Source organism: Paenibacillus sp. J31R120 (assembly GCF_056269225.1).
In genome coordinates this window covers 616,347-629,248 of the sequence record NZ_JBWDNN010000001.1, presented here as the reverse complement: position 1 = coordinate 629,248, position 12,902 = coordinate 616,347, and the positions used below count along the sequence as shown (strand labels likewise).

Here is a 12,902-nt window from a genome sequence, read left to right as displayed (position 1 = left end):
GAGCGGAAGCATTTATCAAACTTCAGAGGGACGTTCCATCTCTCCGGATCGAAGCATAGTATTCTGCTTTCCGATATTTGAACGAGCATAAAATAACCATGTAATTATGTGAATTTGTATATTTATACCTAATCATTAAGGCGTTATATTAAAAGAAATAGGTATAAAAATAGACTGCCGAAACTATCCCGACAGTCTATCGCTCTTCCTAATCGTAGTTTTGAATGGTGCCGGCTACCGGAAACGTTCCGCTAGTAATGTGCAGCTTGAACTGGCAGCCGGATGGCATGGGTACAAGTTCATCAACTGAACCGCCGCTGGCTGGGATAAAAGTAGCAGGGCTATAAGTGGTCGTTCCTGAACAAACTTTTTCATAGAAGCCATAGCCGCCGCCGGATGAATTAAATTTCATTCTGCCCATTTGACCTTGACCGGTAATATACGAAGAACTCCCATCATTTCCTCCTCCTTTGGCGTAAGCGGAACTGGATTGATTGGCAGCATATACAGTGGTTGCAGTCATAATTAAGATCAATGCAGCAAGTCCGTAGATTCGAAATACTTTTCTCATAAAAAACCTCCTATAGGATATTATTGGAATACAGTTTGAGTTTACGATTATTAGAAGGTTGGTTCAATGAGGCTTAATATCCAATTTATGGTTCGACAAACTTCTCGATAACTACCACTTCGTACATCAAGCGCATGGAGCTTTGTAAAAGGTTTCACGACAGTCTGAAGAGGAGAGTGGAGAGGATAAATGCCCTCGGCATTTTATGTACATAGGCAAAAAAAGAAAAACCCTGCGTTTAAATAAACACAAGGTTTCTCGATAAGCTAATGTCTCATTGAGACAGTACGTTCTTCATTATTTATTGCCGGCTATTACTTGCCGAACGATTGCGGATCATTGCGCCAAGCCTGAAGCGCTGCAACGTCTGCTTCCGCTACTTTTCCAAGCTGAACAGCCGTCTCAATCAGGGCTGAATAGTTCGATAGCGTGTCAAGCGTGAAGCCGTCATTCTCGAACGCTTGAGCCGCATGCGGGAATTGATAAGTGAAGATGGCCAGAACGGCGCTCACTTCAGCCCCTGCCTCGCGAACAGCTTGCGCAGCCTTCAGGGAGCTGCCGCCAGTGGAAATCAAGTCCTCGATAACGATGACTTTTTGACCCGGGTTAATCCGGCCTTCGATTTGATTTTGCTTGCCGTGGCCTTTTGCTTTGTCGCGAATGTAAGCCATCGGAAGATTCAGCTTCTGAGCAACCCAAGCTGCATGCGGGATGCCTGCAGTAGAGGTGCCTGCAATCACTTCCGCGTCAGGGTAACGCTCGCGGATAATCGTTGCGAAGCCTTCCGCCACCAGATCACGGATAGCCGGATACGTCATGGTAAGACGATTATCGCAGTAGATTGGGGATTTTAGACCAGAAGTCCAGGTAAACGGTTCGTTCGGACGAAGCGCGACTGCTCCGATCTCCAGCAAACTTTTTGCAATTTCGTTAGGCAGTGCCGCCAATGATACGTTACTCAACCGAAATCAGCTCCTCGATAATAGATTCCAATGCTTCGCGCGGCTCTGCAGCCGCAGTAATCGGGCGGCCAATGACCATATAATCCGTACCTTGACGAAGCGCTTCAGCTGGCGTCATAATGCGGGACTGGTCGTTCAGCGCTGCTCCGGCAGGCCGGATGCCCGGTGTGACCGTCTGGAAGGTAGCGCCCAGCGCCGACTTGATCGCCACCACTTCCGATGGAGAAGCCACGACGCCGTCTAGACCCGCTGTCTTCGCAAGCGAAGCATAACGAAGCACCGCTTCCTCCACCGTTCCCCCGATCCCGATTTGCTCGTTCAGGACCGGCTGGCTTGTACTGGTCAGATGAGTAACCGCAATCACTGCAGGCTTCACTGCACCGCCAGACAAGGCGGCATCCACGCCTTCAAGCGCCGCTTCCATCATGGCTTGTCCTCCGCCTGCATGTACGTTGAACATATCTACGCCAAGCCTTGTTACACTGTTGGAGCCGCCTTTGACCGTATTGGGAATGTCATGCATCTTCACGTCCAGGAAGACATAATAGCCGCGTTCCTTCAAGCTCGATACGAAAGCAGGTCCCGCCGCGTAGAACAGCTGCATCCCAACCTTCATATAGCAAGGAATGCCCTTCAGCTCCCCGATCAATTTCTCGGCTGCAGCAGCATCCGGGTAATCCAGCGCCACCATAATGCGCTTCGCTGCTTGTTCTCTTGTCAGTTTCACAGCCATGTCCCCCTCTATATAGTGTTGAAGCTTCTGAGGCGGATGAACGCCCCAGAAGCTTCGTCTTATTGCTTACTTCTGTACAACCGGCATCGCGTGCGAGGAGAAGTTGATCGTCTCCATCATGTTAAGCAATGCGCGAACGGTATCCAGGGAGGTCATGCAGACCACGCCGTTCTCGACCGCTTCCCGGCGAATACGGAATCCGTCGCGCTCCGGCGTTTTGCCTTTCGTCAGCGTATTAACGACGAATTGGGCTTTGCCTTCGCGTACCAGATCCAGGATGTTCGGCGAGCCTTCGCTCAGCTTGTTCACGCGGGTCACATACAGACCTGCCGCTTCAAGCGCGTCGGCCGTACCGCCGGTTGCGATGATTTTGTAGCCGATATTGTAGAATCCGCGGAGCAGCTCCGTAGCTTCCTCTTTATCTTTATCCGCAACGGTTGCCACAATCGTGCCCGCTGTCGGAATTTTCATGCCTGCACCGATAAGTCCTTTGTAAAGGGCTTTCGCATATTGCACATCACGGCCCATAACCTCGCCCGTCGATTTCATCTCCGGTGTCAGCGTAGGGTCGACGCGGCGCAGCTTCGCGAAGGAGAATACCGGTACTTTTACCGATACGTATTCGTCTTCCGGCCACAGACCGTCTGTATAACCAAGCTCGGACAGCTTCGTGCCCATAATCGCTTGTGTCGCCAGGTTCGCCATCGGCAGGCTCGTTACTTTGCTCAGGAACGGAACCGTACGCGAGGAGCGCGGGTTAACTTCGATGACGTAAGCTTTTTCTTGATGGATAACGAACTGGATATTAACCAGACCGATAACTTTAAATTCTTTGGCAATCTTGATCGTGATGTCGACAATCTGCTGCTTGATATCATCAGACAGTGATTGCGGCGGATAGACCGCAATGGAGTCGCCGGAGTGAACGCCTGCGCGCTCGACATGCTCCATAATGCCCGGGATGAGTACGGTCTCGCCGTCGCAGATTGCGTCGACTTCCGCTTCCTTGCCCAGCATGTAGCGGTCGACCAGAACCGGATGCTCCGGATTGATCTTCACAGCCACTTCCATGTAGCTAAGCAGCTCTTGGTCGGAGTAGACGATCTCCATAGCGCGTCCGCCCAGAACGTAGGATGGACGTACCAGCACCGGATAACCGAGCTTCTGAGCCGTTACAACCGCTTCGTCGACCGATGTTACCGTGCTGCCTTCAGGCTGCGCGATGTTCAGCTTGCGAAGCAGCGCTTCGAACTTCTTGCGATCTTCCGCAGCATCGATGCTCTCCAGGCTGGAGCCCAGGATGCGCACGCCCGCTTTGGCAAGCGGAGCAGCCAGGTTGATCGCCGTTTGTCCGCCGAACTGTACAATGACGCCGATAGGCTTCTCTTGCTCGATGACGTTCATCACGTCTTCGAAGAAGAGCGGCTCGAAGTACAGGCGGTCGGATGTGCTGAAGTCGGTGGATACCGTCTCCGGGTTGTTGTTGATAATAACCGCTTCATAGCCCGCTTTTTGAATCGCCCATACGGCGTGAACTGTCGAGTAGTCGAACTCGATGCCTTGGCCGATACGGATCGGTCCGGAGCCAAGCACCAGCACCTTCTGCTTCGTCGTTTCGATGACTTCATTCTCTACTTCATACGTCGAGTAGTAGTAAGGTGTTGTCGCTTCAAATTCCGCTGCGCAAGTATCAACCATTTTGTAGACTGGCTTCAGGTTGTTTTGCAGACGGAACGCGCGTACATCCGCTTCTGTCGTATGGCTGCCATTCGGGAAGCCTTCCTTGCGGATTTCTGCGATGGAGCGGTCGGAGAAGCCTTTGCGCTTCGCTTCATACAGCGACTGAGCCGACAGTGTCGCTTCCTTGCGCAGACGATCCTCGAAAGCGACGATGGATTGGATTTTGTCCAGGAACCACCAGTCGATATTCGTAATGTCCTGCAGCTCTTGCAGGGAGAAGCCGCGGCGGAATGCTTCCGCTACGAGGAACATGCGCTCGTCATCCGGCTTAGCCAGGCGCATGCGCAGCACGTCTTCCTCAAGGGAAGTCGCTTCTTTCAGATGCAGGCGGTGTGCTCCGATTTCCAGGGAACGCACTGCTTTATGAATCGACTCTTCGAATGTACGGCCGATCGCCATAACTTCGCCAGTCGCTTTCATTTGCGTGCCGAGCTTGCGGTTCGCGTTTACGAACTTGTCGAACGGCCAGCGCGGAATTTTCGATACGATATAGTCAAGTGTAGGCTCGAAGCATGCATAAGTCTGGCCTGTAACCGGGTTTACCAGCTCATCCAGTGTGTAGCCGATTGCGATCTTTGCAGCCATCTTCGCGATCGGGTAGCCAGTCGCTTTGGATGCCAGCGCCGAGGAGCGGCTTACACGCGGGTTAACTTCGATGACATAGTATTGGTAGCTGTGCGGGTCAAGCGCGAACTGAACGTTGCAGCCGCCCTCGATGTTCAGCGCTCTGATGATTTTCAGAGATGCCGAACGCAGCATTTGATATTCACGGTCAGACAAGGTTTGGGAAGGAGCTACGACGATACTGTCGCCTGTGTGTACGCCAACCGGATCGAAGTTCTCCATGTTGCAGACCACGATGCAGTTGTCATTTGCGTCACGCATAACCTCGTATTCGACTTCCTTCATGCCGGCGATCGATTTCTCAATCAAGCATTGGCTAATCGGGCTGTAGCGGATGCCGGAGGCTACGATCTCGCGCAGCTCTTCCTCGTTCGCGCAGATACCGCCGCCTGTGCCGCCCAGCGTGTAGGCAGGACGAACGATGATCGGATAGCCGATGCTGTTTGCGAATGCTACCGCATCTTCCACCGTCGTAACAATGTCGCTGTCCGGTACCGGCTGCTCCAGCTCTCGCATCAGCTCACGGAACAGGTCACGGTCTTCCGCTTTCTCTATCGCTGTCAGCTGTGTGCCGAGCAGCTTCACATTTTCGCGTTCCAGCACGCCAGCGCGCGCCAGCTCAACCGCCATGTTCAGGCCGGTCTGTCCGCCAAGCGTAGGCAGCAAGCCGTCTGGACGCTCTTGACGAATGATTTGGCTTACGAATTCAAGCGTAATTGGTTCGATGTATACTTTGTCAGCCATGTTCGTATCGGTCATGATCGTAGCCGGGTTGCTGTTGATCAGTACAACCTCATAGCCTTCTTCCTTCAGCGCTTGGCAAGCTTGCGTCCCTGCGTAGTCGAACTCCGCCGCTTGTCCGATGACAATCGGGCCGGACCCGATTACGAGAATTTTTTTGAGTTCATTATTTTTGGGCATATTGAAGCTCTCCTTTCAACGTCTCCGACAACACAGCCTGACGAGGTTTTTGTGGGTTGTTTTGTTTGTGCGTGCGGATCATCTCCAGGAATTCGTCGAACAGATAGCTGGAGTCGAACGGTCCCGGTGCCGCTTCCGGATGATACTGAACGGAGAATGCCGGGAACTTGCTATGTTTAAGTCCTTCGATCGTTTTATCATTGTTGTTGATATGTGTAACTTCCAGTTCGGTTCCTTCAATTGAAGAATCCACAACGGTGTAGCCATGATTTTGGGAAGTGATATAGCAGCGGTTTGTCGCCAGTTCCTTAACCGGATGGTTGCCGCCGCGATGGCCGAATTTCAGCTTGCCTGTATCCGCTCCGCAAGCCAGTGCGAACAGCTGGTGTCCGAGGCAGATGCCAAAGATCGGAATTTCACCAAGCAGCTCAGAGATCATCTTAACCGCATGCGGTACGTCTTTCGGGTCCCCAGGGCCGTTGGACAGCTGGATGCCGTCCGGCGCCAGGCGGCGAATCTCGTCTGCCGTAGTATCGTGAGGCACAACTACAACGTCGCAGCCGCGCTGCGTCAGCTCGCGCAGAATGCCGCTCTTCGCACCGAAATCAACCAATACGATACGCTCGCGGTTGCCTGGGCTTGCGAATACATGCTTCGTCGATGTGCGCGCAACCTGGTCTGTCATCAGAGTGGACAGGCTCAGGCGCTCTGCCAATTCTTCCACACGCTCGTTGCCCGTTGTAATCAAACCTCTCATTGTGCCGAAGTGGCGCAATTTGCGGGTGAGCATGCGTGTATCGATGTCGCTGATGCCCGGAATGCCGTATTCTTTCAGCAGTTGGCCCAGCGAATATTGAGCGCGCCAGTTGCTTGGCACCGGCTCATGGCGGCGAACGACAAAGCCGTGAATGTAAGGACGAATGGCTTCGAAGTCATCGCGTGTAATGCCGTAGTTGCCGATCAGCGGATACGTCATGGTCACGATTTGTCCGCAGTACGAAGGATCGGAGAGAACCTCCTGGTAACCTGTGATGCCTGTATTAAATACAACCTCGCCCATCATCTGCGCTTCCGCGCCGAAGGACAAGCCGGTGAATAACGTTCCGTCTTCCAACAATAGTCTTGCTTGCATCCGTATCACTCCTCTGGTGTTCTTTATGCTTAAAATGGTATCCGAATCTATTCCTTATTCCGACCAGACGACTTTGCCGTCGACAATCGTTGTAACCGGCCAGCCCTTGAGCTCCCAGCCGCCGAATGGTGTATTGTTGCTCTTCGACAGGAAAGTCGCAGGGTCCACTGCACGCTCATTCTCCAGATCGACGATCGTGAGGTCTGCCGGCGCGCCTTGCTCCAGGCGGCCTGTCTCCAGGCGGAACACGCGTGCAGGATCTTGCGTCATGCGCTTCAAGAGGAAGCCAAGCGTCCACTTGCCTGTCGCAACAAACTTCGTATATAGAAGCGGGAAGGCTGTCTCGAATCCGACGATGCCGAATGGCGCAAGGTCAACGCCGCGAGCTTTCTCTTCCGCGCTATGCGGCGCATGGTCGGTTACGATCATGTCCAGTGTGCCGTCCTGGAGCCCTTCGATGACGGCCTGCACATCGCGCGGCGTGCGCAGCGGCGGATTCATCTTCCAGTTCGCATCGTCCAGACCCGGAATATCCTCGTCCGACAGAAGCAGGTGATGCGGACATACCTCCGCAGTCACCGATACGCCGATCGACTTCGCCAGTCTGATGAGCCGTACCGATTGCTCCGTGCTGACATGGCAGACGTGGTAGTGTACGCCTGTCGCTTCTGCCAGCAGTACGTCCCGGCCAACATGGATTGCTTCGGATTCATTCGGGATGCCTTTAATGCCATGCTTGCGGGAGAATTCGCCTTCCGATGCCCAAGCGCCTTCCACCAGAGAATCGTCCTCGCAGTGCGCGATGACCGGCATATCCAGCGATTTGGCCAGCGCCATCGCGTTTTTCATCATTTGCGCATTCTGTACGCCTACGCCGTCGTCCGTGAATCCGATTGCTCCCGCTTCCTTCAAGGCAGCGAAATCCGTCAGCTCTCGTCCAAGCTCGTTTTTCGTAATGGCTGCGTAAGGCAGCACTTTCACCAGTCCAGCCTCAGTCGCTTTGTCCAATACATATTTTACGGTCTCAGGCTTGTCGATGACAGGGCGTGTATTCGGCATGCATGCGATTGTTGTGAAACCGCCTTTCGCCGCCGAACGGGAACCTGTCACGATGTCCTCTTTATGTTCAAAGCCAGGGTCGCGCAGATGGACGTGCATATCGATGAAGCCTGCCGATACCAGCTTGCCCTTCGCGTCAATCACTTCCGCGCTGCCAGTGTCGATCACTCCGGCGTCAACAACTTCAGCAATTCGTCCGTCGCTTACGCGTATGTGTTTTTGCTCCAGCTTGCCGCTCTCTTCATTCCATACGTTGCCGTTAATTATCCACAATGACATGTTCTGATCACCCTCCGATTGTATTCGCTCTGTCGCCTGCTGCCAGTGGCTTCCACGGAAGCCTTGTCCCTGCGCGCTTAGCTAAGTGCGCGTTCGATTACCGCCATACGGATCGGTACGCCGTTCTCCATCTGAGGGAAAATGCGGGATTGCGGATGTTCCACCAAATCTCCGTCGATCTCTACGTTCCGGTTGACCGGAGCGGGATGCATGATGATCGCATGAGGCGCGATGCGCTGTGCGCGCTCTACAGTCAAGCCATATTGCTCGCGGTAGGACTCCGCCGAATTCAGCATGCCGCCCTCATGGCGCTCCAGCTGTACTCTCAGCATCATGACTACATCCGCCTTAAGCGCTTCGTCCATGGAGATGTAAGGCGCGTCCAGCTCCTTCGCCTGCATATTGTCCGGTGCGCAGAAGTTTACATTGGCTCCGAACTTGCGCAGCGCCCACAGATTGGAACGCGCTACCCGGCTGTGCAGAATGTCGCCGATGATCGATACGTTCAAGCCGCCCAACGAACCGAACTGCTTGCGCATCGTATATAGATCGAGCAGCGCCTGCGTAGGATGCTCGTTATTGCCGTCTCCTGCATTGACCAGCGGTACTTTGATTTTCTCAGCCAGCTCGGCGAGCAGCCCTGACGGCTTGAGCCGAATGACGCCGACGTCGATGCCCATCGATTCAAGCGTCCGTACCGTGTCATAGATCGACTCGCCCTTCTCGACGCTGGAAGCAGCCGAAGAGAAGTTGATCACCTCGGCGCCAAGCCGCTTCTCCGCTACCTCGAACGAAAATCTCGTTCTAGTGCTGTTCTCGAAAAACATGTTCGCCGCAAACTTTCCTTGCTGACCCCCATGCACTTTAACCGGGTGCTTCTCCCAATAAGCCGCTCGCTCCAGGATGGATTCGATTTCTTCTTTGTCAAGGTCTTTCAGACCGAGCAAGCTGCGCTCTTTCAATTGTGCAAGCGTCATGTCAGGTCTACCCCCTTTGGTTGATTAAGGTCACTTGATCGAGTGTATCGATCTCTGTTAGCGCGACTTGGATTTGTTCTTGCTTGGAGGTAGGAACGTTCTTCCCGATAAAGTCAGGCCTGATCGGCAGCTCGCGATGACCCCGGTCGACCAGCACAGCAAGCTGAATGCTTCTCGGCCTCCCGCAATCCATCAGGGCGTCCATGGCGGCGCGGATCGTCCGGCCTGTATACAGCACATCGTCGAACAGGATAATGATCTTGTCCTTCGTTGTAAAAGGCATGCCCTCCAGCTCGCCAAGCGCAGCCGAGGCTTCCGTCTTCGTCGCCGCCGCATCCAGCCGATCGTCCCGATAATGCGTGATATCGAGCTCCCGAACCGGAACCGGCCTTCCTTCAATCTCGCCGATCCGTTCCGCAACGCGGTTAGCCAAATAGATGCCTCTTGTCCGAATCCCTACGATGATGCAGTCGTCGATGCCTTTGTTCTTTTCGACAATTTCATGCGCGATTCGCGTCAACGCCCGGCGAATCGCCGTTTCGTCCATAATGACCAGATGCTCTTCTTCTGCCATAGCCGCTCACCTCTTCACTCAACTTTTTTCCGTAGCTCCGACAAAAAAACTCCTTGCGGAGTTCGCAAGGAGTTGGTGTGATTAGTCAGGAATAGAGCAGGTCCATTCTCACCTGCGGTATGAGCCGCAAGTCGAGGGTTCCCCATCCTATCCGAATATAGACCTATATTCACGCTACCTTGCCAGTCTCACGGGACTGATTTAAAGGTACTGCTCTGTATCATAGGAATTATCCCATGTTCGACATAAGAAGTCAAGAGCGTAGTGCCCTTCGCATAGTCATAGTGTAAGAAATCCGTACCCGACTATACAAGGATAGCGCTGGCAATGCCATAGGTTTGTTTATCAAATATCCATTACAGGCTAAGCTGGCGGATGCGGTCTACCGCTTTCTCCGTATTCTCGCGGCTGCCGAACGCCGTCAGACGGAAGTAGCCTTGACCGCTTTGGCCGAAGCCTACGCCCGGCGTGCCGACAATATTCGCTTCGGAGAGCAGCTTGTCGAAGAAACCCCAGGAATCCATGCCTTGCGGCGTCTTCAGCCAGATGTAAGGCGCATTCACGCCGCCGAACACTTCAAGGCCGATCGATGCCAGTCCGTCGCGGATAATCGCTGCATTCGTCATGTAATATTCTACAAGCGAAGAGATTTGCTCCTTGCCCTCAGGAGAATAGATCGCAGCAGCGCCGCGTTGCGTCACATATGATACGCCATTGAACTTCGTGGTGTGGCGGCGGTTCCACAGATCGTTGATCAAGACGGAATTGCCGCTTGCATCCAGACCTTTCAGCTCGCGCGGCACGACCGTATAGGCACAGCGTACGCCTGTGAAGCCGGCTGTTTTGGAGAAGCTGCGGAATTCGATAGCCACTTCGCGCGCGCCTTCTACTTCATAGATGCTATGCGGCACATCCTTCTCCTGGATGAATGCCTCATACGCAGAGTCGAACAAGATCAGGCAATTGTTTTCTCTCGCATAGTCTACCCATACCTTAAGCTCGTCCTTCGTCAGCGTCATGCCTGTCGGATTGTTCGGATAGCACAGGTAGATCAGATCTACTTTGCGATCTGGCAAGCTTGGCTTGAAGTTATTCTCCGCCGTACATTCCAGGTAGACGATGTTCTCGTAACGCTTGGTCTCCTGATTGTACTTGCCGGAGCGTCCCGCCATAACATTCGTATCTACATATACCGGATACACAGGGTCCTGTACGGCTACGATGCTGTCCTGGCTAAAGATTTCTTGGATGTTGCCTACGTCGCATTTGGAACCGTCACTGAGGAACACCTCGTTCAAAGCGATATCAATGCCGCGCGCTTTGTAATCATTTTCGATGATGGCTTGAATCAGGAAGTCATAGCCTTGCTCCGGGCCGTAGCCGCGGAACGATCCTGGCTGAGCCAGTTCATCGACCGCTTCGTGCATCGCCTTAAGTACCGCTTCCGGCAGGCCGCGAGTTACGTCGCCGATGCCCAGGCTAATAATCTCGGCATTCGGGTTCTCCTGAATGAATGTTGTACGGCGTTTGGCAATTTCGGAAAATAAATAGCTGCCTTGCAGCTCCAAGTAGTTGTTGTTTATGGCTGTCATTGCTTTCACCTTTCCTTTTGTAGAATCCACCTAATCTACGTTTAGGATAGCGCACTTGTGGGTCGAACATAATGCAGGATATCGTCAAAAGTTTGCACTTATTTCAGTATCACATTCATACGTTCGTCATCATGCGGCTAGACGAAAGCAGCCGATGCATATGCACCGGCTGACAACCCTTCTTATCTTGACTTCAAGCTTGCGAGCACATGCTCATAATCTTCAGGAAGCGGCGCTTCGAACAGCAGCCTCTCCCCTGTCCGGGGATGCGTGAATCCTAGTACCGCAGCATGCAGAGCTTGTCCGTCCAGCGCAACCGTCTTGTTCCGTCCGTATGTGGGATCTCCCGCCATCGGATAGCCGATATATTTCATATGAACACGGATTTGATGCGTACGGCCCGTCTCCAGCTGAAGCTCCAGCAGCGTATAGTCGCCTAGCCGCTCCAGCACGAGAAAATGTGTAACCGCTGGCTTGCTGTTATGCTCCGTTACTGTGAACAGCTTGCGATCGTTCCGGTCGCGTCCGATCGGCGCATCGATCGTGCCTTGATCATGAGGCACGTTGCCATGCACCAGCGCGATATATTTCCGCGTGACGGAATGTTCCTTCAATTGCTCGGCAAGCGATACATGCGCCAGATCGTTTTTGGCCGCCATCAGAAGGCCTGTCGTGTCCTTGTCAATCCGGTGTACGATACCGGGGCGCAGCAAGCCGTTAATGCCCGAGAGATCCTTGCAATGATGCATCAGCGCGTTCACCACTGTGCCGGAGGAATGCCCAGGCGCGGGATGAACGACCATTCCTCTTGGTTTGTTAATCACAATGACATCCGAATCCTCGTATACGACTTCAAGCGGTATGTCCTCGGCTTCGATATTCGCATCCGCCGATTCCGGCACATCGATCGCAAGCACATCGCCTAGAACCAGCTTGTAATTTGCTTTTACGATCTTGCCGTTCACGGTTACCGCTCCAGCCTTAATCCACTCCTGAACTTGTGTTCGGGACAAGCCCGGCATGTCCATTGTTTCGGCAATCCATTTATCAATTCGCTCACCCGCATGCTCAGACTCTATTGTCCATTCCACGAGCGTTGCGTCATCATCTTGCAGTAGGTTGCTATTCATGCTCCATTTGGCTCCTTGTTGTCCTGTCCTTGCGCGAGCTTCTCCTCGCGGGCGCTAAGCAGCGCATCCAGCAGAATAAGCCCCACGCCTATTACAATTGCGGAATCCGCAATGTTGAAGATTGGGAACGTATAGCTGCCGAAGTTGAATTTGAAGAAGTCAACAACTTCGCCGAAACGTACGCGATCGATGAAGTTTCCGACAGCTCCGCCCAATACCAGCGTCAAACCTATAAACAATCTCGGCTTGCCCGTCTTGCGCATCGTATGCGTGTACCAGATTAATCCAGACACGATAGCTACCGTAATAATAATGAAGAATACGCGTTGTCCTTCCAGAATGCCGAAGGCAGCCCCGCGATTGCGGTGCGACGTAATGAGGAAGAAGTTGCCGATTACGCTAATTTCATCGTACAGATTCATTTTGGTCGCCACGATTTTTTTGGTCACGTAATCCAGGATGAGTACGATCACAGTAATGAGGTAGTAATAGTAATAGCGCATCTGATCACTCCTAAAAAAGGTAACTTGCATTCGGCATGCCGCCATCGTTCCTACATGGCAATATCCGCTTCACCTAGTGTAGCATAGGCGAGCGGCTGGAAACCA

The 12,902-nt window shown here is 53.1% G+C and carries 11 protein-coding genes; all 11 read right to left on the bottom strand.

The features are described from left to right. Nucleotides 1-208: 208 nt before the first annotated feature. The 11 genes from AC0YNW_RS02755 to lspA all read right to left on the bottom strand — a co-directional run bounded on the left by AC0YNW_RS02755 (nucleotide 209) and on the right by lspA (nucleotide 12,797). Nucleotides 209-571, bottom strand: coding sequence for a hypothetical protein (locus AC0YNW_RS02755; RefSeq protein ID WP_475830661.1), 363 nt, complete (start codon nucleotides 569-571; stop codon nucleotides 209-211). A gap of 314 nt (nucleotides 572-885) precedes the next feature. Next, nucleotides 886-1,533, bottom strand: a complete 648-nt coding sequence (pyrE, locus tag AC0YNW_RS02750) for an orotate phosphoribosyltransferase (protein ID WP_387471877.1) — start codon at nucleotides 1,531-1,533, stop codon at nucleotides 886-888. Further along, on the bottom strand, nucleotides 1,526-2,260 hold the full coding sequence (gene pyrF, locus AC0YNW_RS02745; RefSeq protein WP_475830660.1) for an orotidine-5'-phosphate decarboxylase: 735 nt from the start codon (nucleotides 2,258-2,260) through the stop codon (nucleotides 1,526-1,528). Before pyrF ends, pyrE begins: the two co-directional genes overlap by 8 nt. A gap of 72 nt (nucleotides 2,261-2,332) precedes the next feature. Continuing rightward, entirely contained in the window at nucleotides 2,333-5,551 is a 3,219-nt protein-coding gene (gene carB, locus AC0YNW_RS02740) for a carbamoyl-phosphate synthase large subunit (RefSeq protein WP_475830659.1), read from the bottom strand. Beyond that, a complete protein-coding gene (locus AC0YNW_RS02735) occupies nucleotides 5,538-6,683 on the bottom strand; it encodes a carbamoyl phosphate synthase small subunit (RefSeq protein WP_475830658.1) in 1,146 nt (381 codons plus the stop codon). Before AC0YNW_RS02735 ends, carB begins: the two co-directional genes overlap by 14 nt. Nucleotides 6,684-6,737: 54 nt before the next feature. Beyond that, on the bottom strand, nucleotides 6,738-8,021 hold the full coding sequence (locus tag AC0YNW_RS02730) for a dihydroorotase (RefSeq protein ID WP_475830657.1): 1,284 nt from the start codon (nucleotides 8,019-8,021) through the stop codon (nucleotides 6,738-6,740). Between the two features lie 77 nt (nucleotides 8,022-8,098). Next, nucleotides 8,099-8,998, bottom strand: a complete 900-nt coding sequence (locus AC0YNW_RS02725) for an aspartate carbamoyltransferase catalytic subunit (protein WP_387471887.1) — start codon at nucleotides 8,996-8,998, stop codon at nucleotides 8,099-8,101. Nucleotides 8,999-9,005: 7 nt separating this feature from the next. Then, complete coding sequence (gene pyrR / locus AC0YNW_RS02720) at nucleotides 9,006-9,572, bottom strand: bifunctional pyr operon transcriptional regulator/uracil phosphoribosyltransferase PyrR (protein ID WP_387471889.1); 567 nt, start codon at nucleotides 9,570-9,572, stop codon at nucleotides 9,006-9,008. 356 nt (nucleotides 9,573-9,928) lie between these two features. Continuing rightward, nucleotides 9,929-11,164 carry an LL-diaminopimelate aminotransferase gene (locus tag AC0YNW_RS02715; protein ID WP_475830656.1) on the bottom strand — a complete coding sequence of 412 codons (1,236 nt, stop codon included), beginning with the start codon at nucleotides 11,162-11,164 and terminating at the stop codon, nucleotides 9,929-9,931. Nucleotides 11,165-11,346: 182 nt separating this feature from the next. After that, nucleotides 11,347-12,294 (bottom strand): RluA family pseudouridine synthase, encoded by a 948-nt coding sequence (locus AC0YNW_RS02710; RefSeq protein WP_387471893.1) that lies wholly within the window; start codon nucleotides 12,292-12,294, stop codon nucleotides 11,347-11,349. Next, nucleotides 12,291-12,797: a signal peptidase II gene (gene lspA / locus AC0YNW_RS02705; protein WP_387471896.1), complete on the bottom strand. Its 507-nt coding sequence runs from the start codon at nucleotides 12,795-12,797 to the stop codon at nucleotides 12,291-12,293. The genes AC0YNW_RS02710 and lspA overlap by 4 nt, the downstream gene beginning before the upstream one ends. Nucleotides 12,798-12,902: the final 105 nt, after the last annotated feature.